Below are 20,295 nucleotides of genomic sequence, written 5' to 3'. Positions count from 1 at the left end.
GGGAAGTGGCATGGCGGACGCAACCAATCGCAAGCCGGACGTCAAGAATAGCGATCGGGACGAGATCTCGCGGGACGACCCGCTGTTCGAGCTGTCCCAGATCATCGGCTATTCGAGTTCGGACGATATGTCGCACCGGCATGCCGAACCGGAGGACGAGATCGATTTCGAGAGCGATCTGATCCGCGAGCTCGACGAGCAGGTCGAGCCGGAGCCTTCGTTCGAGCGCGAGCCTGTCGATCTTCAGAAGAGTTTCGCCCCCGAGCCGGTGTCCACTCCTTCCGCGCGGCAGTTCGATGAGAGGGCGTCGCGCGATGTCGATCTCGAGCGCGAGCTAAGCGACATGTTCGCCGAACCGGAAGCCGCAGAGCCGGCTCCCGACGACGCGTTCGACGCCGACGCGATGGAAGCCGAACTGTTCCAGTCCGATTTTGAAGCCGAGCCTGCACCGGCGCCCGCTCCGGCTGCGCGGACGGTGGCAGCGCCTGCGCCCGAGCCGGCGGTTCAGTCGCGGCAGGCCACGCCGACGCAGCAGGTGGACACCGAAACCCTGGAAGACGAACTGCTCGATCTCCTCGGTAGCATCGGTGCGCAGGCGGGCGAATCCTGGGAGGGTGCGCAATCATCCGCCGAGGCGTCCGTGGCAGAGGATCTCAACGATCTCGCAATGCTGTTCGGCCGCCCCGAGGAAGCGCAGTCGTCATCCCCCGCCGCTGAAGCGCCCGCGACGGCGCCGAAGCCGTTCTGGCTCGAAGACGACGACAGTGAGCCGGAGGCGCCGATGGCGGCCCCGGAGGACAACGCCCTGCTCGACGCCTTCGAGAGCGAGTTCAATGCGGGTCTCTCTGCGACCTTCGATGAGATGACGGGCGAGATCTCGCGCGCTTCAGAAGAGGCGGATGAAGACGTCTCGATCGAGGACGAGCTCAATCTCGATCATGCCTATGAAGAGCCTGCGGACGATGATGTAGGCTTGGAGCCGGTGGAAGAGGAAGCCCCGGCGGTCGTGGCGCGGATGGAACCGCCGGCGATCGACACTGCCGATCTTTCCGTTGCCGAGATCGAGGCCATGCGCCCGCTCAGCCTGCCGGACATGCCGGCCGCCGAGGAGGTGCGCAGGCCGCCGGCGCCGGACATCGAGCGTGAGCTCGACGTCGCGCTCTCGGACTACAATCACTATGACGAGCCGGGCGTGCCGGAGCCTGTCATCGAGGACAGCGCCGAGGAGATGTTCGCGGAAGAGGACGACTTCGACGTGTTCGAGGACGACCTCGCCCGTGACATGGAAGACGATCTCGCACGGGATCTCGAATATTCCACCCATGATTCGGACCTTCATGGCGAAGAGGACGATCTCGGCCATTATTACGACGATGGCGCCTTGGACGACGACCGTGCGCCCGCTTCCCGAGGGTTGATCATCGCCGCCGTGGTCGGCGGGATCGCGATCCTTGGGGCAGTTGGGGCGTTCATGCTGTCGGGTGGCGATGTTGGTGGCGAAAGTGGTCCGGTGCTCGTGCAGGCGGATTCGGATCCGGTGAAGGTCGTTCCGGAGGATCCGGGCGGCAAGCAGGTGCCGAACCAGAACCGCGTCGTCTATGGCGAGGTCGATGGCAATGGCGAGACCGCGCCGACGCAGGAAACGCTCGTCACCACGGCCGAGGAACCGATCGACCTGACCGGAACCGGCTCGCAGATCCTGCCGAACGGCGTCACGGAAACCGCCAAGGGCGAGGATCGCCTTGCGCCGGATGCCAGTGGGGACACCAGCACGCTGACCGGCCAGTCCAGCGCCCAGGTGCTGCTGCCGCCGCGCAAGGTGCGCACAGTGACGGTCAAGCCGGACGGCACGATCGTGAGCACGCCGGCAGACGTGTCCGAACAGGCAACGGAAGACCCGCGCGCGCCGTCGCTGCAGGCCAGAACCGAGCCGGCTGCGGCCGCATCGACCGAACCAGGCCTGACGGCACCTTCGACGACCATCTCGCAACAGGAAACGGAAGCGCTGCAGGAAATGGCCGCTGTGCCCGCTCCGAACGCATCGACGGACACGACACCCTCGCAGGGCGTGCAGATCGGCACCGGCAACGTGCCGACGCCCGCCGCCATTCCGCAGCGGCCCGAACCGGCGACGGTGGAAGCCTCCGCGCCCGTGCCGGCGCCTGCGACCGCGCCGGAACCGACGGTCCAGGCGAGCGCCTATTCGGTGCAGATTTCCTCGCAGCCGTCGCGGGAACTCGCCCGGTCGGCCGTCGTCGATCTGTCGCGCCGCTTCGGGAGCATCCTCGGCGGACGTGCCATCACGATCCAGCAGGCCGAGATCGAGGGTCGGGGAACCTTCCACCGGGTCAGGGTGTCTGCGTCGAGCAAGGAAGACGCGGTCGCGCTTTGCGAGTCGCTCAAGCAGGCTGGGGGGAATTGCTTCGTGGCCCGCTAACGGCGACGGCTCAACAGCACACCGGATCAGGGCGGCGCGAGGCCGCCCTTTTTCGTTTCGGCGGATTGTGACTATGATTCGCAATGACCGATTCGAAAGCCATGATCGTGGGTTGCGCCGGCAAGAGCCTTTCGCCGGAGGAGGCAGCCTTTCTTGAGCGGGAATTGCCCTGGGGGCTGATCCTGTTTGCCCGCAACATCGGAACGGCGGACGAGATCCGTGCGCTGACGTCGCGGTTCCGCGAGATCGTCGGGCGAGGAGACGCTCCGGTCTTCATCGACCAGGAAGGCGGACGGGTGCAGCGCATTCGCGAGCCGATCACGCAGTCCTATCCGCCCGGTGCTTCGATCGGCACGGTTCATGCGCGCGATACGGAGGCGGGGCTGCGCGCGGCGCGCGCCATGTCGCGCCTGCATGCCGCCGACCTGCTGCCGCTCGGCATCAATGCCGATTGCCTGCCGGTGCTGGACGTGCCCGTGGCGGGCGCGCATGACGTGATCGGCGATCGGGCCTACGGCACTGATCCGGAAGCGGTCTCGGTGCTCGGACGAGCAGCTGCCGAGGGGCTCCTGGAGGGCGGCGTCGCGCCGGTCATCAAGCATATTCCGGGGCATGGGCGCGCCTTCTCGGACAGTCACCTGGCGCTGCCGGTCGTAGACACCCCTCTGGAGGAATTGCGCCGGCACGACTTTCCGCCCTTCGTGGCGCTGGCCGACATGCCGATGGCGATGACCGCGCATGTCGTCTATTCGGCAATCGATCCGCAGCGGCCCGCGACCACGTCGCCGATTGTCATCGAGGAGATCATCCGCGGCGAAATCGGTTTTGACGGCCTGCTGATGAGCGACGACGTCTCGATGAAAGCACTTTCTGGGGATTTCGGCGATCGGACCGAAAGCATCTTTGGCGCGGGCTGCGATGTTGTCCTACATTGCAACGGCGTGATGGACGAGATGCTGGCTGTCGCCGCCCGGACACCGGCCTTGCAGGGCAAGGCGCTGGAACGGGCAAGCCGGACACTGGCACGTCTCTCGGACCATGACGGCCGGCTCGACGACACGGCGCATATCGCCGGATTGCGGGACGAATTGAACGGATATTTCACGCCCGTCGCCTGACCTCGACGGGGCGGGAGCGGCGGTTTCGCCGCGCAACGGGAGACAACGCCCTTGGGCGCGACGGGAACGCATGTGACGGGCGGAAAGGGCGGTGCCGCGAAGCCGGCGCCGATGGACGCCGTCTGGCAAGACAATACCGCCGAACGCGCCGCGGCTGAGCCCGCGCTCGTCGTCGATGTCGCCGGGTTCGAGGGGCCGCTCGACCTCCTTCTGCATCTTGCGCGCAACCAGAAGGTGGACCTGACGCGGATCTCGGTTCTCGAACTGGCGCGGCAATATCTCGCCTTTATCGAGCAGGCCCGCGCCTTGCGGCTGGAACTGGCGGCCGACTACCTGGTCATGGCCGCCTGGCTTGCCTTCCTGAAATCGAAGCTGCTGATCCCCGAGCCGAAGGTCGAGGGCGAGCAATCGGGCGAGGAAATGGCGGCGCTGCTGCAATTCCGGCTGAAGCGGCTGGAAGCCATGCGCGACGCGGCGGCGCGGCTGATCAATCGCAACCGGCTGGGCCGGGACGTGTTCGCGCGCGGCATGCCGGAAACGGTGGTGGTGGAGAAGACCTCCGAATATCACGCATCGCTCTACGACCTGCTGACGGCCTACGCCCAGCAGCGCCAGCGCGTCGCCATCGACCATGTCGAGATCGCCAGGCGGGCCGTCTGGTCACTGACCGAAGCGCGCGAGATCCTGCGCAAGCTGGTCGGCGACATGGGCGAGTGGACCGAGCTGGACAGTTTCATCATCGCCTATGCGCCGACGCCGCAGATGCGCCGTACGGCACTGGCGAGCGCTTTTGCTGCAAGTCTTGAACTGGTGCGCGAGCGGGTCGTGGAAATCCGCCAGGACGCGCATTTCTCGAAGCTCTACATGCGGGACGTGGCCCGCACGGGATCGAAGCAATGACCGATACGATCGACGACGTGGACGGCGCCGAGGCGCTGGACGGCTATTTCGAGGAGTTCGGCGGCGACGATCAAGGCCAATCCGTGATCGAGGCCGACAATCCGGCGCGGCGGCTGATGGAGGCCGAAGCGATGCGCATGGCCGAAGCGCTTGTGTTCGCCTCCAGCGAGCCGGTGAGCGAGAAGGCGCTTGCGGCGCGGCTTCCCGACGGGGTCGACATTCGCGCGCTCATGACGGAACTGCAGGACTTCTACGACAAGCGGGGCGTCAATCTCGTGCGCATCGAGGACAGCTGGGCGTTTCGCACGGCGGGCGATCTCGGCTTCCTGATGCAGCGCGAAGAGGTGCGCCAGAAGAAGCTCTCGCGCGCCGCTCTCGAAGTGCTGTCGATCATTGCCTACCACCAGCCGGTGACCCGCGCCGAGATGGAAGACATCCGCGGCGTCGAGACGTCGAAGGGCACGCTGGACGTTTTGATGGAGACCGGCTGGGTGAAAATGCGCGGCCGTCGACGGACGCCGGGGCGCCCGGTGACCTACGGGACGACGCTGGAATTCCTCGACCATTTCGGCCTTGCGGAGATCCGCGACCTGCCGGGCATGGAAGAGCTGAAGGGGGCCGGCCTTCTGTCGACGCGCATGCCGGCGAGCTTCTCGATGCCGATGCCGGCGGCCGATCCGGACGAACTGACCGAGGACGAGGACGAACTGACAGACATCGATCTGGAAGAGCTTGGTCTGTTGACACCCAAGGGTGGCGATGATTGAGACAGGCAGGGCGCCTGACGTCCGTCCGTTTCATTCCCGATCGCCTTGATGGTTCAAAGCCCGCACAAATCGCTTCCACGCACCGGCGTCACCTTTGCGGCTGAACTCGCCTTCGAAGACATCCACCTTCATTACGGCGACGTTCACACGCTGAAGGGCATCTCTCTGGTCGCCAGTCCGGGCGAAATCCTCTGCCTTCTCGGTCCGTCAGGCTCGGGCAAGACCTCGCTTCTGCGGCTTGCCGCGGGGCTGGAGGCGCAGAGTTCCGGCCGGGTGCTGATGAACGGGCGCGAGATCGCCGGCGAGAAGGTGTTCCTGCCGCCGGAGAAACGGTCGGTCGGCCTGATGTTCCAGGACTTCGCTCTGTTTCCGCACATGACCATCTTCGACAATGTGCGGTTCGGCCTGCGCAACATGAGCGCGGCCGACACCAATCGCGAAGCGCTGGCGGCAATCCGCCGGGTGGGACTCGAGCACCACCTCATGAGCTTTCCGCATGTCCTGTCGGGGGGCGAGCAGCAGCGCGTCGCGCTGGCGCGCGCTTTGGCGCCGAGGCCATCGGTGATCTTGATGGACGAACCGTTTTCCGGCCTCGACACGCGGCTGAAGGACAGCGTGCGTGCCGAGACGCTGGCGATCCTGCGCGAGACGCGGGCGACCGCGATCGTGGTGACGCATGACGCCGAGGAGGCGATGCGCATGGGCGACCGCATCGCGCTGCTCGACAGTGGCGAGATCGTGCAGGCGGGCACGGCGCAGCAGATCTATCACGCGCCGCACAACCTCTTCGTCGCGGGCTTCTTCTCGGAACTGAACGTGTTCGCGTCGGTGTGCCGGGCGGGTCAGGCGGAAACGCCGCTCGGGACCTTCGCCTGCAGCACTGGCGGGGAGGGTGCCGACGTGACGGTTGCCGTTCGCACCGCGGGGCTGCGCGTGGAGGCGGGATCGGGCGACGGCGAGCCGGGCGGCGTACCCGGACGCATCGTCAGCCGGCGGTTCCTCGGCGTCACCGAAAGCCTCGTGCTGGCGGTGCCGGGAACCGATCAGCCGGTGCGTGCGCGCATCCGTGCCGACGAACTTCCCTCCGGCGTGCGTGATGTGACGATTTATGTGCGCCCAACCGACACAATGCTGTTTGAAACTGGTGTCGAAAACGCATAAGTGTCACGTGACAAGATTGGACTAGGAGTTCGTTTCAATGGGTATGTTTGGCTGGTGGCAGTGGGTCATCGTGCTGGTTATCGTGTTGCTGCTGTTCGGCCGCGGCAAGATTCCGGATCTGATGGGTGACGTTGCCAAGGGCATCAAGAACTTCCGCAAGGGCCTTGCCGACGATGCCCCGGACGAGAAAGCCGACTCTGCCAAGACGGTCGAGCACAAGTCCGAAGAAGGCGTCGACACGACCACGGCCGCCAAGAAACAAAGCTGATCAGCCTTTGAAAGTCGCGGCGCTGCCGGGTTGTTCGGCCGTGCCGTGACGCAGATGGATAGCTGCCATGTTGCCGGATTTCGGCTGGAGTGAACTGCTGGTCATCGCGATCATCCTGATCGTGATCGTCGGCCCGAAGGATTTGCCGAAGATGCTGCGCACCTTCGGCAAGACGACGGCCAGCCTGCGCAAGATGGCGGGCGATTTCCGCCGCCAATTCGACGATGCGCTCAAGGAAGCGGAGCTGGACGATGTCCGGCAGCTTGCGAGCGACATGAAGGGGCTGGATCCGCGCGGAACGATCAAGGAGGCGCTTGGCCCCCTTGGCGATGTCGGCAAGGACATCAACAAGGAACTCAAGAAGGCGGCCAGCGACATCGAGAAGTCCGACAAGGCTTCGACGGCGAAGGCCGCCAAACCGGCCCAGACGCCCGCCGCGGTGGGCCCGGGAGAGCCCGAGCCGGTGAACCTCGCGGCCAAACCGGCCGCGGAGCCTGCCGCGAAACCAGCCACCACGACGAAGAAGGCTCCGGCCAAGTCGGCCGCGAGCAAATCCGCTGCCGCCAAGCCGGCCGCTTCGAAGCCCGCTGCGGCCAAGAGCACGACGGCCAAGGCCTCCGCGCCCAAGGCTGCCGCATCCAAAGCAACCGCCGCCAAGACGACCAGTGCGAAGAAGCCCGCTGCGAAGAGCACGGCGAGCAAGAGTGCCGCGCCCGCAAAGGATGGTGACGCCGGTGCGGCCAAACCGAAGGCGCGGGCGACCCGAACGAAGACCGCGGCGAAGGCAGCCGAAACGACTGGCAAGGACGAATCGTGAGCAGCAGGTCCGATGAAGAAGCGGAGATGGAAGCATCGGCCGCTCCGCTGATGTCGCATCTCATCGAGTTGCGGCAGAGGCTGATGTGGGCGGTGGCGGCGTTCTTCGTCGCCTTCATCCTGTGCTACGCGCTCTCCGCGCATATCTTCAACCTGCTGGTCGTGCCGTTCCAGTGGGCCGTCGATTGGCATGGTCTCGGCAATGACGAAGTGCGGTTCATCTACACCGCGCCGCAGGAATTCTTCTTCACGCGCATCAAGATCGCCGCGTTCGGCGGTCTCGTGCTCGCGTTCCCGGTGATCGCCGGCCAGCTCTATCGCTTCATCGCGCCCGGTCTCTACAAGAACGAGCGCCAGGCCTTTGTGCCCTATCTGGTCGCCACGCCGGTTCTCTTCCTGCTTGGCGCCGCGATGGTCTATTTGATGGTCATTCCCATGGCCATGTGGTTCTTCCTGTCCATGGAGCAGACCGGCGGCGACGGGATGGCCTCGATCCAGCACCTTCCGAAGGTGTCCGAATATCTCGGCCTGATCATGACGCTGATCTTCGCCTTCGGGCTGGTGTTCCAGCTTCCGGTGGCGATCACGCTTCTGGCGCGGGCCGGGATCGTCTCGGTTCAGGGTCTGGTCGACAAGCGCAAATATGCGATCGTGTTCGCCTTCGTCGCGGCGGCTATTCTCACGCCGCCCGACCCGCTGACCCAGATCGGGCTCGCCGTTCCGACGATCCTTCTCTACGAGTTGTCGATCCTGTCGGCGCGCCAGATCGAAAAGCAGCGGCGCAAGGCCGGGGAAGAGACGGCGGACGAAGGCGCCGGGGGCGAAGGCGACGATAGCGCGTCGTCCTGAGGGCGGCGCGGCGCGCGCTGCTCTTGACCGTCGCCGGCTTTCAGGCGACACCCCACCCGATTCCCGATAATCCTTTCGCACAGGACTTGAGCCATGCTCGACATCCGCTGGATCCGTGACAATCCGCAGGCGCTGGACGCGGCGCTGAAGAAACGTGGCGCCGCGCCCGAGAGCGCCGCGCTGATCGAACTCGACGAAATGCGCCGGGCGCACACCACCAAGGTTCAGGAAGCGCAGATGCGCCGCAACGCCGCCTCCAAGGAGATCGGCGCGGCCATGGCCGCCAAGGACATGGAAAAGGCGGAGGCGCTGAAGGCCGAGGTCGCCGAGATCAAGTCGTTCCTGCAATCCGGCGAGGAGACCGACCGCGAACTGACCGCAAAGCTGCAGGACGCGCTGTCGCGGCTGCCCAACGTGCCGCTGGACGACGTGCCAGTCGGCGCGGATGAAGACGACAATGTCGAAGTCCGCCTGACCGGGCAGAAGCCGGCGTTCGATTTCGCGCCGAAGGAGCATTACGAACTCGGCGAGGCGCTCGGCCAGATGGACTTCGCGACGGCTGCGAAACTGTCGGGGTCGCGTTTCGCGGTCGTCCAGGGCGGCCTGGCGCGGCTGGAGCGTGCGCTCGGCCAGTTCATGCTCGACATGCACACGCAGGAGCATGGCTACACCGAGGTCAACCCGCCGCTGCTGGTGCGTGACGACGCGATGTACGGCACCGGCCAGCTGCCGAAATTCTCCGAAGACCTGTTCCAGACCCGCGAGGGCTTCTGGCTGATCCCCACCGCCGAGGTGTCGTTGACCAATCTCGTGCGCGAGGAGATCGTCGATGCCGCGACCTTGCCGCGCCGCTACACGGCGCTGACGCCTTGCTTCCGCTCGGAAGCCGGGTCCGCCGGGCGCGACACCAAGGGCTATCTGCGCCAGCACCAGTTCTACAAGGTCGAACTCGTGTCCGTCACCGATGCCGAGAGCTCGATCGACGAACATGAGCGCATGACGAAATGCGCGGAGACGATCCTCGACAAGCTCGGCCTGCATTTCCGCACGGTGGTGCTGTGCACGGGCGACATGGGGTTCGGCGCGCGCAAGACCTACGACATCGAGGTCTGGCTGCCGGGCCAGAACGCCTATCGCGAGATCTCGTCCTGCTCGGTCTGCGGCGATTTCCAGGCGCGGCGCATGAATGCGCGCTATCGCGCCGAGGGCGAGAAGGAGACGCGTTTCGTCCACACGCTCAACGGATCGGGCGTCGCGGTCGGACGCGCGCTCATCGCCGTCATGGAAAACTATCAGAATGCCGACGGATCGATTCGGGTGCCGGAGGCGCTAAAGCCGTATATGGGCGGGATCGAGGTCATCGGCGCCTGAACGGCGCGGGCGGAAGGGGCTGACCATGCGCATTCTGATCACCAATGACGACGGCATCCATGCCGAGGGCCTCGCGGCCCTCGAGCGCATCGCGGCGACGCTGTCCGACGAGGTTTGGGTGGTCGCGCCCGAAACCGATCAGAGCGGGTTGGCACATTCGCTGACGATCAACGATCCGCTCAGGCTGCGCGAGATCGGCGAACGGCGCTTCGCGTTGCGAGGCACGCCGACCGACTGCGTGATCATGGCCGTGACGCATGTGATGCCGGAAAAGCCGGACCTTGTCCTGTCCGGGGTGAATTCCGGCCAGAACCTCGCCGACGACGTGACCTATTCGGGCACCGTCGCCGGTGCCATGGAAGGCACGCTGCTGGGCATCCGCTCCATCGCGCTTTCGCAGGCCTACAATTTCGAGAACCAGCGCCGGTTGGTGCCCTGGGAGGTCGTGGAGACCCATGCTCCGGCGCTTCTGAAGAAGCTCATCGCCGTGGAAATGGATTCCGGCACGTTCCTGAACGTCAATTTCCCCAATTGCGCGCCGTCGGAGGTGGAGGGCACGCTCGTCACCCATCAGGGCAAGCTCCTGCACGGATTGTTCGTGGAGGAGCGCAAGGACGGGCGCGGTTTTCCCTATTTCTGGATCCGGTTTGGCCGCTCCCCGGTCGAGGCGCCGGAGGAGAGCGACATCACCGCGTTGCGGACCAATCACATCTCCGTCACGCCGCTGAAGCTCGATCTGACCGCGCGTGAGCTTTCCGCGCGGCTGGAGGAGGCGCTGGCATGAGCGACACGCGGCAGGTTTCGGAAGCCGAGCGCGAAGGGTTCGCCGCTTTCGTCCTGCGCATGCGCTCCGCCGGTGTCGACGACAAGACGCTGATGGCGGCGATGGAATCGGTGCCGCGGCGGAACTTCGTCGCCGCCGAATACCACCATGTCGCCCTCGGGCCGGGCACGATCCCGATTGCCTGCGGAGAGGCGATCGAAGGGCTGGACCTGCAGGCCCGGATCATCCATGCGCTGCAGCTCGACGGATCCCAGCGGGTTCTGGAGATCGGAACGGGCACAGGCTACACGGCCGCCGTCATGTCGCGGCTCGCCAAGCGGGTGCACACGGTGGAGCGCTACAAGACGCTGCATGGGGAGGCGGTGCAACGGCTGCGGCAGCTGGGCATCACCAATGTCGTCGCCACGCATGGTGACGGATCGGCGGGCGACGACGCTGGGCCGTTCGATCGGATCGTCTGCTGGTCGGCCTTCGATTCACCGCCGCGCAGCTTTGCCGACCACCTCGTCTCGGCCGGTGTGATGATTTGCGCGATCGGCGGTGGCGAGCAGGCGCAGATCCTCGTGCGCATGTCCAAGATCGGGAGCCGGTTCGAACGCGAGGACATCGGTACGGTGCGTTTCCAGCCGATACAGCGCGGTTTGCCGGCCGTTCTGTGAGGATGGCGTGCCGGAATCGGCCGGCGGACTCCAAAACCCGAACATAGGCTTAACCGGACAGTAACATTAACCCGCTTTAATCATGCCGTGAACGGCAGGGTTATGAGTGGCGTGATGCGTAAGATTTTCTCAGCTCCGGAAATGCTGCGCCTTCTGAAGGCGGCGACCATATTGTCCATCGGCGGGCTTGCCGCCGGTTGCAGTTCGGATGTGCTCCGCTTCAATGACGGCTTCTACACAGGCGCGGTGCCGCAGCAGACGGGGGCCGCCCCGGCAGCCGGCTACGGCCAGCCCAACTACAATCCCGATATCGACCGATCGACGACCGGAAGCGTCGCGACGCAGACCGTTCAGCGCACGGCGCTGCCGCGTCCGTCCGATGCCTCGTCGCCGGTTCCGCAGCCGACCAACGTCGTCGGCGCGAATGGCGCACCGCTAGCGGCGCCGCAGACTGCGGCAGCGACCTACACTGCGCCTGCCTATACGCCGCCCGCTGGCGTCTCGTCGGAGACCACCGCCTCCATTCCGCCCGCGAGCGCTTCGACCGCCCCTGCAGCCGCAGCAGGGAAGAACGGCTGGTCCACGGCCGGTGCGACCCAGGTGACGATCGGCGAGAACGAAACGCTCTACAATCTGTCGCGGCGCTACGGCGTGCCGGTCGAATCGATCATGCAGGCCAACGGCATCTCCGACGCCAAGACCGTGCATGTCGGCCAGCGCATCCTGATCCCGACCTATGTCTATTCGCGCAATGTCGGTGTCTCGGCGCCCGACAAGAACCCGTCCGTCGCCAAGGCGAGCGCCACGGCGGGAAGCCGTCTGCCGACCGCTGCACCGACACCGGCTTCGCGTCCCGCGGCACAGGTCGCGACGCTGCAGAAGCCGCAGGAATCCGCGCCGGCCCGGCAGCAGGCGATCAGCGATGGCGGCCAATACACCGTCGTGGCTGGTGACACGCTGTCGGCGATTTCGCGACGGACAGGTGCGAGCATCTCCTCGATCAAGCGCGTCAACAGCATGACGAGCGACACGGTTCGCCTCGGCCAGACGCTGATCATTCCGGGTCTCTCGTCGCAGGGCGTGGCGCAGGCCGCGGTGAAGCCCGTGGATCCGATCAAGACGAGCTCGGTGGAAAAGGCGCCGGTGCGCAAGGTCGATGTTGCCGGCTACACGCCGCCGAAACAGTCCGCCTCGACGGAAAGCGGCTCGATCCAGAAGATCGAGACCCAAGAGACGGCCAAGGCGCCGGAAGCGACGGGCGTCAGCACCATGCGGTGGCCGGTGCAGGGGCGTGTCATCAGCGCCTTCGGTTCCAACAATGGCGGCAAGCCGAATGACGGCATCGACATCTCCGCGCCGAAGGGAACGCCGATCAAGGCCGCGGAAAACGGCGTCGTGATCTATGCCGGCGACGGGCTGAAGGAACTCGGCAAGACGATCCTCGTGCGCCACAGCGACGGCGTCGTGACCGTCTACGGCCATGTCTCTGCGATCGACGTGAAACGCGGTCAGGAGGTCAAGCGCGGCCAGCAGATCGCGTCTTCGGGCATGTCCGGGGCCGCCAAGCAGCCGCAACTGCACTTCGAGGTGCGCAAGAACTCCAAGCCGGTCAATCCGGCGACCTATCTGCAGTAGTGATGCAGATTATTCGGCGCGTGACAGTTGCGCGCCGAGACGGCCGGCGAGGTCGTTGACATATTGCCAGGCGACGCGGCCAGAGCGGCTGCCGCGCGTCGTCGCCCATTCCAGGCAATCGCGGCGCAGTTCCTCGGGATCGATTTCCAAGCCGAAATGCGCGGCATAGCCGCGCACCATCTCCAGATAATCGTCTTGGCTGCACTTGTGGAAACCAAGCCACAGCCCGAACCGATCCGACAGTGACACTTTCTCCTCGACCGCCTCCGACGGATTGATCGCCGTCGAGCGTTCGTTCTCGATCATGTCTCGGGGGAGGAGGTGGCGGCGGTTGGAGGTGGCGTAGAAGATGACGTTGTCGGGCCGCCCCTCCACGCCGCCGTCGAGGGCGGCCTTGAGCGACTTGTAGGACGTGTCGTCCTGGTCGAAGGAGAGGTCGTCGCAAAAGACGATGAAGCGCGAGGCCGCCGGCTTGAGCAGATGCATGAGCCGGGGCAGGGCGTCGATATCCTCGCGGTGGATCTCGATGAGCTTCAGCGGCGTGCCTGTTTCGGCCCCGATCGTGGCGTGCGACGCCTTGATGAGCGACGACTTGCCCATGCCGCGCGCGCCCCACAGGAGCACGTTGTTGGCGGGCAGCCCCTCGGCGAAGCGGCGCGTGTTGTCGAGCAGGATGTCGCGCACGCGATCAACGCCACGGATCAGCGCGATTTCAACGCGGTTGACGACCGGGACCGGAGCGAGCGCACCGATGGCGGCGTCCCACACGAAGCAGTCGGCGGCGGCGAAGTCGGGCGTGGGCGGCGCGGGCGGCGCGAGGCGCTCCATCGCGGCGATCAGGCGGTCGAGTTTCGCATTCAGCGCGTCGATTGCGTCGGACATGGCGGGCTCCCTTGGCGGGCCTTTTGCGATCCGGCTTTGGACCGCACCCGTGGATGGTTGCAATGGGGTTTTTGCTGACTATATTCGCGACAAATTTTCAAGGCGTGCTTCGGCACGCGTCCACGGAGTTTTTCATGTTCGTAACCCCCGCTTATGCGCAGGCTGCCGGTGGCTCGGCCGGCGGCGCCGATGTCATCATGAGCATCCTGCCGTTCCTGCTCATTTTCGTGGTGATGTATTTCCTCATCATCCGCCCGCAGCGCAGCCAGATGAAAAAGCGCGAGGAAATGCTGAAGTCCGTTCGCCGCAACGACACGATCGTCACCGGCGGCGGCATCATCGGCAAGGTGACGAAAGTCGTCGACGACGCCGAAGTCGAGGTCGAGATAGCACAGAACGTGAAGATCCGGGTGGCACGCGCCATGATCGCCGAAGTGCGGGTGAAGGGTGAGCCCGTCGCCGCGAACGACACGACGAAGAAATAAGCCGTCTCATGCGTCGCGCCTTGCCCAGGGCGTATTGCAGGCGGCAGATAGCGTAATTCGATCGGCCGGTCCGGCGATCAGCTAAGGCGAGACACAGGCGACATGCTCTATTTTTCACCCTGGAAGACGGCGCTTATCTGGCTGGCGGTGCTGGCCGGTATCCTGTTCGCGCTTCCCAACATGTTTTCGGCCGGCAGCCTTCCGGGCTTCCTGCCGCAGAGCAAGCTCGCCCTCGGTCTCGACCTGCAGGGCGGCGTGCATCTGCAGCTCAAGCTCGACCGCAAGGAACTGGCCGAGAATCGGCTCGAATCGGTTCGCGACGAAGTGCGTCGCCTGCTGCGTGCCGAAGGCATCGGCTATACCGGCCTGAGCGGCCGTGACCAGACGGTGACCGTGCGCATTCGCGACGATGCGGATGTGGAGAAGGCAAAGGAAGCCGTGTCGACCCTGACGGCGGTGGAATCGGCCGGTCTCCTGGGCGGCGGCATCGTGCAGGAAGTGACACTTGAGGAACCCGAGACCGGGCTCTTCCAGTTCACCATCACCGACCAGGGCCTCGATTTCCGCATGGCGCAGGCCGTGTCGCAGACGGTGGAAGTGATCCGCGGCCGTATCGACGAACTGGGCACTACCGAACCGGTGATCCAACGTCAGGGCACGGACCGCATCATCGTGCAGGTGCCGGGTCTCGACGATCCGCAGCGCCTGAAGGACCTGATCGGCACCACGGCGCGGCTGACCTTCCAGATGGTGGATGTGAGCACCCCGGTGGAGGACGCGCTCAACACCCGGCCGCCGGCAGGAACCGAGGTTCTCTATTCCACCGACGATCCGCCGGTGCCCTACCTCATCGAGACCCGTGAAATCGTCACGGGCGAGAATCTCGAGGACGCGCAGGCCGGATTCGACCAGCGTACCAACGAGCCGATCGTTTCCTTCCGCTTCGACGGCACCGGAGCGCAGCGCTTCGGACGTGCGACGCAGGAGAATGTCGGGCGTCCCTTCGCCATCGTCCTCGACAACCAGGTGATTTCCGCTCCGGTCATCCGCGAGCCGATCCTCGGCGGGTCTGGCCAGATTTCCGGCAATTTCACCGTCGAAGGCGCAAACGACCTCGCCATCCTGTTGCGGGCCGGCGCGCTGCCGCTGACGCCCACCTTCGTCGAGGAACGGACTGTCGGCCCGAGCCTCGGTGCGGACTCGGTCGAGGCGGGCGAAGTGGCCGGTCTCATCGGCTCGGCGCTCGTCATCGTCTTCATGGTGTTGGCCTACGGGCTGTTCGGGGTCGTCGCCAATATCGCGCTCTTCATCAACGTTGTGCTGATCCTGGCGGCGCTGTCCGGCCTCGGCGCGACGCTGACCCTGCCGGGTATCGCCGGCATCGTGCTGACCGTCGGCATGGCGGTGGACTCCAACGTTCTGATCTTCGAGCGAATACGCGAGGAAAGGGCGGGCGGACGATCCGTGATCCAGGCGATCGACACCGGCTTCCAGAAGGCATTAGCGACGATCGTCGATGCCAACCTCACGACGCTGATTGCTGCCGTGATCCTGTTCTATCTCGGCTCCGGCCCGATCCGCGGCTTCGCGGTCACGCTCGCCATCGGTATCGTGACGACGGTCTTCACCGCCTTCGTGCTGACGCGCTGGCTGATCGCCTTCTGGGTGCGCCGCGCCAAGCCGAAGCAGTTGCCGCGCGGTCCCGTCACCTTCGTTCCCGAGGGCACAAAGATCGGCTTTATGTGGCTGCGCCGCATCACGTTCTCTGCTTCGGCGGCGACTGTGATCGCATCCATGGTGTTGTTCGGCACGGTCAACATGAACCTCGGCATCGACTTCAAGGGCGGTTCGCTCATCGAAGTTCAGGCCAAGGGCGACCAAGCTGATACCGGCGACATCCGCAGCCGTCTGTCGGCGCTCAATCTCGGCGACGTGCAGGTTCAGGGCTTCGGCACCGAGAAGGACGTGCTGATCCGCGTCGAGGCGCAGGGCGGCGGCGAGAATGCCGAGCAGAGCGTCATCACCAAGGTGCGCAGCGAGCTGGAGGCCGATTACGACTTCCGGCGCGTGGAAGTGGTCGGACCGACCGTCTCCGGCGAACTGGCGCGGGCCGGCACCATCGCCGTCGTGGCGGCGCTGTTCGCGATCCTCGTCTATATCTGGCTGCGCTTCGAGTGGCAGTTTGCCATCGGCGCGATCGTTGCCACAACGCATGACGTGCTGTTGACCATCGGCATGTTCGTGGTGACTGGGCTGGAGTTCAACCTGTCGAGTATCGCGGCGATCCTGACCATCGTGGGTTACTCGCTGAACGACACCGTCGTCGTGTACGACCGAGTGCGCGAGAACCTCAGGCGCTACAAGAAGCTGTCGCTGCCCGAGTTGCTCGACCTGTCGATGAACCAGACGCTGCCGCGGACGATCCAGACGTCGCTGACGACGCTTCTGGCGCTCCTGGCGCTGTTCTTCTTCGGTGGCGAGGTACTGCAGTCCTTCGTCGCGGCGATGATCTTCGGCGTGGTCGTCGGCACCTATTCGTCCATCTTCATCGCGGCGCCTCTGCTGATCCTGTTCAGGTTGCGGCCGGGGGCGTTCGAGAAGGACGACACGGAGAAACAGGCCACAGCGAACACGCAGGCCGTCGACCTAGAAGCGTCCTGATCGCCAATGGCGAAGGGAATCGAGTTTCGTGAGGCGCACTATCCCGGACGCCCGCCGATCGACGCCTATGGCGCCGGCGGGTTCCGCTTCGCGGACATGTCGCATCGCGGCTCGATCCTGTGCCTGCCGACTGGTGTGCATGGTTGGGATGTCACCGAGCCTGAAGGGCTGACCAGCGAGGCGCTTGCGCCGGTGCTGGCCGAGGCGTCGGGGATCGAGGTGCTTCTCGTCGGCATGGGCCACGATTTTCGCCGGGTGCCCAAGGAGCTTCAGGCGCTGTTGCGCGAGCACGGGATAGTCACGGATTCCATGAGCACCGGATCTGCGGTTCGGACCTACAACGTCCTTCTGGCCGAGGACCGGGCCGTGGCCGCCGCGCTCATCGCCGTGGACGACGCGGGACACCGGGCCTGAGCGGCCTATATTGCCGCCCATGAACGACACCTTTGATCACTGCATGGATCTCTTGCGTGCCGGCGACCGCGAGCGCTACACGGCCGTGCTGTTCGCGCCGCAGGACAAACGTCCGGCGCTTGCCGCGCTGCAGGCCTTCGACCTGGAGACCGCGCGAATTCGTGATCTCGTTTCCGAACCGATGCCCGGCGAAATACGGTTGCAATGGTGGCGCGAGGTCGTCGATGGGTCGCGCGATGGCGAGGCGCGGCAGAACCCGGTCGCTGCGGCTCTGGTCGACGCGATCGGACGTTATTCCCTGTCCAGGCAGGCGTTGACCGGCCTGCTCGATGCGCGTGTTTTCGACCTCTATGACGACCCGATGCCGGACCGCGTGACGCTGGAGGGTTATCTGGGCGAAACGGTTTCCGTGCTGATCCAGATGTCGGCGCAAGTGCTGGCAAACGGCGACGATCCCCGCTCGGCGGATGCCGCGGGGCATGGTGGCGTGGCGCTCGGGATCGCACGGATCCTGCGCGGGTTGCCGCTGGACCGTTCGCGCGGCCGGGTGATGGTTCCGGCCGACATCCTGTCGGCTGCGGGGCTCGATGGGGCGGGCTGGGTGGCGGGTGAAGACCGTGCGGGCATGGGCCGTGCCGTCGCGATCATGGTCGAACTCGGCCGTGAGCACCTCGGCAAGGCCGAAACCGCGCTTTCGGCGCTCGACTCATCGGTGCGGCCCGCTTTTTTGCCGCTCTCCACGGTGGGGCCATTGTTGGCCAAAGCGGAGCGCGCGGGACCGGATGCGGCATCCTCGCCCATCTCGCTTTCGCCGCTTGCCGTGCAGTGGCGCTTTCTTCGCGAGGCTCTGCGCGGATAACGCCCAGGCAAGGCGCGTCATTGACGTTGACGTCAAAGTCATACGCGCTAGGATCGCTGCGGGAGCCAGGGGGAGGAGCCGCCTTTGCCGTTACCCGTACTTGTCGCCGTCGTGGCGAGCGGCATCGCCGTGATCGTTCTGGTTGTGCATCTGACCGGCGGTTCGCGCGTTGCCGAGATCGCCGATGAACGCGCCGCGCTGGAACGTTTCGCGATCGATTATCCGGACGTCGATGTCACGCGTTGCATCCTGTCGCAGGATCGGTGCGACGCCGTTCTCGAACTGGATGACGGCCATGTCGGCCTCGTCCATGCGATCGGCAGCAAGTATCTGACGCGCTTCGTCAATCGCGGCGAGATGTCGGCGACGACCAGTTCGAGCGAGGCCGGCGCGGTGGAACTGAATACTGGCGACATCACATGGCCGCGCGCCCGGCTGCATTTCGCCGATGACGAGACCGCGGTGACGGTGGCCGGGCTGTTTGCCGACGAGATCGGGCCGATGACAAACGAAAGGGCCGCGTGATGGATCTGAGCCAGATCATTCCGAACTATCCCGACGTGACGCAGATCGCAATTCCGTTCTTCATCATCGCGATCCTGGCCGAACTGGCCTATCTGAAACTCACTCATGCCGAGCGCAAGGCCGGGTTCGAGACGCGCGACACGCTCACCTCCCTGCTGATGGGGACGGGCAATGTCGTGTCCGGCCTGCTGCTCGGCTTCGTCGCCTTCGGCGTCCTGATGTGGGCGTGGCAGTTCCGGATCCATGATTTCGGGTTTTCGTGGTGGGCGGTGGCCCTGTGCTTCCTGCTCGATGATTTGCGCTACTACTGGTATCACCGCATCGCGCATCGCTCGCGCTGGGTCTGGGCCGAGCACGTCAATCATCATTCCTCGCAGCATTACAATCTGTCGACGGCGCTTCGGCAGAGCTGGACGAGCACCTTCACGGGCATGTTCGTGTTGCGCATACCGCTGGTGCTGATCGGCTTTCATCCCGTGATGATCGCCTTTGTCGGCGGCCTCAACCTCGTCTACCAGTTCTGGATCCACACCGAGGCGATCGGCAAGATGTGGAAGCCGATCGAACTGATCTTCAACACGCCGTCGCATCACCGCGTCCATCACGCGACCAATCCGCGTTATCTCGATGCCAATTATGCCGGCACGCTGATCGTCTGGGATCGCATGTTCGGTTCGTTCGTTGAGGAGCGCGAGGAGGACATGCCGCGCTACGGCATCGTGAAGAACATCGGCACGTTCAATCCGTTCAAGGTGGCGTTCCATGAGTGGGTGAACATGCTGCGCGACGCCTCGCGTCCCGGGCTGACGTTGCGGGCGAGACTCGGCTACCTCTTCATGCCGCCGGGCTGGAGCCATGACGGCAGCCGCAAGGGTTCTGAGGATCTGAAAGCAGATTACGTCCGGCTGCATCCGGACCAGGCGGGCATGCCGGGCCTGCCGGGGCGCGACGTCCTGACGGCGCCGGAGAAGGCGCTGGCGCCTGGTGAGTGAGCGTCAGCCGTCAGCAAGTTGCGCGATGAGCGCAGGTACGCGATCGAGCGCGCCGGCGCGGCGATAGCGCGGATGATCGGCTGGCTCCACGGCATGTTCGAGTGCCCAGGTGAGGTCGTGCGGCACATGCACGGCCCAGCTTCCGGCTTCCAGCGCGGGCAGCACGTCCGACTTCAGTGAATTGCCGATCATCATGGCGCGGGCGGATCCGTGGCCGTGGCGGTCGAAGATGCGGCGATAGACGTCCGGCGTCTTGTCGGAGACGATTTCCACATGGTCGAAATGGTCGGCGAGGCCGGACTGGACCAGCTTGCGTTCCTGGTCGAAGAGGTCGCCCTTTGTGATGACCAGCAGGGTGAAGTCGTCCTGCAGCGCCTGCAGGGTCTCCACGACGCCCGGCAGCAGCTCGACGGGGTGCTCGAGCATCGCCTTTCCGAGGGCGAGGATGTCGCGCACGACGGAAGCCGGCAGGGCGTTGCCTGCAAGCGCCGTTGCCGTCTCCAGCATGGAGAGCGTGAAGCCCTTCACTCCGAAGCCGTAGAATCCGATGTTGCGCCGTTCCGCGGCGAGGAGTTCGCCGTCGATCGTCTCGGCGTCGGCGAAAGGTTCCAGCAGGGCGGCGAAGCGCTGCTGGCTCTCCTGGAAAAAGCGTTCGTTGTGCCAGAGGGTGTCGTCGGCGTCGAAGGCGATGGTGGTCAACTGGCGCATGGGA

20 protein-coding genes are annotated in these 20,295 nt (G+C 65.2%); 18 read left to right on the top strand and 2 right to left on the bottom strand.

The features are described 5' to 3' along the window. Positions 1–10: 10 nt before the first annotated feature. The 12 genes from MRY80_RS02040 (at position 11) to MRY80_RS01985 (ending at position 12,765) form a co-directional block, all read left to right on the top strand. On the top strand, positions 11–2,437 hold the full coding sequence (locus MRY80_RS02040) for an SPOR domain-containing protein (RefSeq protein ID WP_293287391.1): 2,427 nt from the start codon (positions 11–13) through the stop codon (positions 2,435–2,437). Positions 2,438–2,520: 83 nt separating this feature from the next. Beyond that, on the top strand, positions 2,521–3,555 hold the full coding sequence (gene nagZ / locus MRY80_RS02035) for a beta-N-acetylhexosaminidase (RefSeq protein WP_293287390.1): 1,035 nt from the start codon (positions 2,521–2,523) through the stop codon (positions 3,553–3,555). A 111-nt stretch (positions 3,556–3,666) separates the two neighbouring features. Further along, positions 3,667–4,455 (top strand): ScpA family protein, encoded by a 789-nt coding sequence (locus MRY80_RS02030; RefSeq protein WP_293287513.1) that lies wholly within the window; start codon positions 3,667–3,669, stop codon positions 4,453–4,455. Positions 4,456–4,463: 8 nt separating this feature from the next. Further along, positions 4,464–5,222, top strand: coding sequence for an SMC-Scp complex subunit ScpB (gene scpB, locus MRY80_RS02025; protein ID WP_293287511.1), 759 nt, complete (start codon positions 4,464–4,466; stop codon positions 5,220–5,222). Between the two features lie 48 nt (positions 5,223–5,270). Beyond that, on the top strand, positions 5,271–6,383 hold the full coding sequence (locus MRY80_RS02020) for an ABC transporter ATP-binding protein (RefSeq protein ID WP_293287388.1): 1,113 nt from the start codon (positions 5,271–5,273) through the stop codon (positions 6,381–6,383). Between the two features lie 37 nt (positions 6,384–6,420). Continuing rightward, positions 6,421–6,651 carry a twin-arginine translocase TatA/TatE family subunit gene (locus tag MRY80_RS02015; protein ID WP_293287387.1) on the top strand — a complete coding sequence of 77 codons (231 nt, stop codon included), beginning with the start codon at positions 6,421–6,423 and terminating at the stop codon, positions 6,649–6,651. A gap of 67 nt (positions 6,652–6,718) precedes the next feature. Continuing rightward, complete coding sequence (gene tatB, locus MRY80_RS02010; RefSeq protein ID WP_293287386.1) at positions 6,719–7,468, top strand: Sec-independent protein translocase protein TatB; 750 nt, start codon at positions 6,719–6,721, stop codon at positions 7,466–7,468. 26 nt (positions 7,469–7,494) lie between these two features. After that, positions 7,495–8,316 carry a twin-arginine translocase subunit TatC gene (tatC, locus tag MRY80_RS02005; protein ID WP_293287509.1) on the top strand — a complete coding sequence of 274 codons (822 nt, stop codon included), beginning with the start codon at positions 7,495–7,497 and terminating at the stop codon, positions 8,314–8,316. Between the two features lie 93 nt (positions 8,317–8,409). Beyond that, entirely contained in the window at positions 8,410–9,687 is a 1,278-nt protein-coding gene (gene serS, locus MRY80_RS02000) for a serine--tRNA ligase (protein WP_293287385.1), read from the top strand. A 25-nt stretch (positions 9,688–9,712) separates the two neighbouring features. Next, positions 9,713–10,471 carry a 5'/3'-nucleotidase SurE gene (gene surE / locus MRY80_RS01995; protein WP_293287384.1) on the top strand — a complete coding sequence of 253 codons (759 nt, stop codon included), beginning with the start codon at positions 9,713–9,715 and terminating at the stop codon, positions 10,469–10,471. Then, the gene (locus tag MRY80_RS01990) at positions 10,468–11,130 is read left to right on the top strand and encodes a protein-L-isoaspartate(D-aspartate) O-methyltransferase (protein ID WP_293287383.1); all 663 of its coding nucleotides are present in this window, start codon (positions 10,468–10,470) and stop codon (positions 11,128–11,130) included. Before surE ends, MRY80_RS01990 begins: the two co-directional genes overlap by 4 nt. A gap of 114 nt (positions 11,131–11,244) precedes the next feature. Then, a complete protein-coding gene (locus MRY80_RS01985) occupies positions 11,245–12,765 on the top strand; it encodes a LysM peptidoglycan-binding domain-containing M23 family metallopeptidase (protein WP_293287382.1) in 1,521 nt (506 codons plus the stop codon). Between the two features lie 9 nt (positions 12,766–12,774). On the opposite strand, the gene MRY80_RS01980 is transcribed toward MRY80_RS01985, so the two are convergent. Beyond that, complete coding sequence (locus MRY80_RS01980; protein ID WP_293287381.1) at positions 12,775–13,647, bottom strand: ATP-binding protein; 873 nt, start codon at positions 13,645–13,647, stop codon at positions 12,775–12,777. A 134-nt stretch (positions 13,648–13,781) separates the two neighbouring features. Here MRY80_RS01980 and yajC point away from each other — a divergent pair, with 134 nt between their 5' ends. The 6 genes from yajC to MRY80_RS01950 all read left to right on the top strand — a co-directional run bounded on the left by yajC (position 13,782) and on the right by MRY80_RS01950 (position 19,583). Then, positions 13,782–14,132 (top strand): preprotein translocase subunit YajC, encoded by a 351-nt coding sequence (gene yajC, locus MRY80_RS01975; RefSeq protein ID WP_293287506.1) that lies wholly within the window; start codon positions 13,782–13,784, stop codon positions 14,130–14,132. A gap of 102 nt (positions 14,133–14,234) precedes the next feature. Next, positions 14,235–16,793, top strand: a complete 2,559-nt coding sequence (secDF, locus tag MRY80_RS01970) for a protein translocase subunit SecDF (RefSeq protein WP_293287380.1) — start codon at positions 14,235–14,237, stop codon at positions 16,791–16,793. A 6-nt stretch (positions 16,794–16,799) separates the two neighbouring features. Next, positions 16,800–17,207 (top strand): Mth938-like domain-containing protein, encoded by a 408-nt coding sequence (locus tag MRY80_RS01965; RefSeq protein ID WP_293287379.1) that lies wholly within the window; start codon positions 16,800–16,802, stop codon positions 17,205–17,207. A 19-nt stretch (positions 17,208–17,226) separates the two neighbouring features. Further along, positions 17,227–18,066, top strand: a complete 840-nt coding sequence (locus tag MRY80_RS01960) for a phytoene/squalene synthase family protein (protein WP_346433372.1) — start codon at positions 17,227–17,229, stop codon at positions 18,064–18,066. A gap of 84 nt (positions 18,067–18,150) precedes the next feature. Then, the gene (locus MRY80_RS01955) at positions 18,151–18,591 is read left to right on the top strand and encodes a hypothetical protein (protein ID WP_293287378.1); all 441 of its coding nucleotides are present in this window, start codon (positions 18,151–18,153) and stop codon (positions 18,589–18,591) included. Then, on the top strand, positions 18,591–19,583 hold the full coding sequence (locus tag MRY80_RS01950; protein ID WP_293287501.1) for a sterol desaturase family protein: 993 nt from the start codon (positions 18,591–18,593) through the stop codon (positions 19,581–19,583). Before MRY80_RS01955 ends, MRY80_RS01950 begins: the two co-directional genes overlap by 1 nt. A gap of 3 nt (positions 19,584–19,586) precedes the next feature. Here MRY80_RS01950 and MRY80_RS01945 read toward each other — a convergent pair whose 3' ends face one another. Continuing rightward, on the bottom strand, positions 19,587–20,291 hold the full coding sequence (locus MRY80_RS01945) for an HAD family hydrolase (protein ID WP_293287377.1): 705 nt from the start codon (positions 20,289–20,291) through the stop codon (positions 19,587–19,589). Positions 20,292–20,295 lie beyond the last annotated feature (4 nt).

Source organism: Oricola sp. (genome assembly GCF_022763245.1).
GTDB lineage: Bacteria > Pseudomonadota > Alphaproteobacteria > Rhizobiales > Rhizobiaceae > Oricola.
This window is presented reverse-complemented; position numbering and strand designations above follow the sequence as displayed.

What these genes read in the sequence shown, in the direction of transcription:
- yajC (WP_293287506.1), top strand. Translation starts at nt 13,782, where the DNA reads ATGTTCGTAACCCCCGCTTATGCGCAGGCTGCCGGTGGCTCGGCCGGC.
- nagZ (WP_293287390.1), top strand. Translation starts at nt 2,521, where the DNA reads ATGACCGATTCGAAAGCCATGATCGTGGGTTGCGCCGGCAAGAGCCTT.
- MRY80_RS01960 (WP_346433372.1), top strand. Translation starts at nt 17,227, where the DNA reads ATGAACGACACCTTTGATCACTGCATGGATCTCTTGCGTGCCGGCGAC.
- surE (WP_293287384.1), top strand. Translation starts at nt 9,713, where the DNA reads ATGCGCATTCTGATCACCAATGACGACGGCATCCATGCCGAGGGCCTC.
- tatC (WP_293287509.1), top strand. Translation starts at nt 7,495, where the DNA reads ATGGAAGCATCGGCCGCTCCGCTGATGTCGCATCTCATCGAGTTGCGG.
- MRY80_RS02030 (WP_293287513.1), top strand. Translation starts at nt 3,667, where the DNA reads ATGGACGCCGTCTGGCAAGACAATACCGCCGAACGCGCCGCGGCTGAG.
- MRY80_RS02015 (WP_293287387.1), top strand. Translation starts at nt 6,421, where the DNA reads ATGGGTATGTTTGGCTGGTGGCAGTGGGTCATCGTGCTGGTTATCGTG.
- serS (WP_293287385.1), top strand. Translation starts at nt 8,410, where the DNA reads ATGCTCGACATCCGCTGGATCCGTGACAATCCGCAGGCGCTGGACGCG.
- tatB (WP_293287386.1), top strand. Translation starts at nt 6,719, where the DNA reads ATGTTGCCGGATTTCGGCTGGAGTGAACTGCTGGTCATCGCGATCATC.
- MRY80_RS01965 (WP_293287379.1), top strand. Translation starts at nt 16,800, where the DNA reads ATGGCGAAGGGAATCGAGTTTCGTGAGGCGCACTATCCCGGACGCCCG.
- secDF (WP_293287380.1), top strand. Translation starts at nt 14,235, where the DNA reads ATGCTCTATTTTTCACCCTGGAAGACGGCGCTTATCTGGCTGGCGGTG.
- MRY80_RS01945 (WP_293287377.1), bottom strand. Translation starts at nt 20,291, where the DNA reads ATGCGCCAGTTGACCACCATCGCCTTCGACGCCGACGACACCCTCTGG.
- MRY80_RS01990 (WP_293287383.1), top strand. Translation starts at nt 10,468, where the DNA reads ATGAGCGACACGCGGCAGGTTTCGGAAGCCGAGCGCGAAGGGTTCGCC.
- MRY80_RS01985 (WP_293287382.1), top strand. Translation starts at nt 11,245, where the DNA reads ATGCGTAAGATTTTCTCAGCTCCGGAAATGCTGCGCCTTCTGAAGGCG.
- MRY80_RS02020 (WP_293287388.1), top strand. Translation starts at nt 5,271, where the DNA reads ATGGTTCAAAGCCCGCACAAATCGCTTCCACGCACCGGCGTCACCTTT.
- MRY80_RS01980 (WP_293287381.1), bottom strand. Translation starts at nt 13,647, where the DNA reads ATGTCCGACGCAATCGACGCGCTGAATGCGAAACTCGACCGCCTGATC.
- MRY80_RS01950 (WP_293287501.1), top strand. Translation starts at nt 18,591, where the DNA reads ATGGATCTGAGCCAGATCATTCCGAACTATCCCGACGTGACGCAGATC.
- MRY80_RS02040 (WP_293287391.1), top strand. Translation starts at nt 11, where the DNA reads ATGGCGGACGCAACCAATCGCAAGCCGGACGTCAAGAATAGCGATCGG.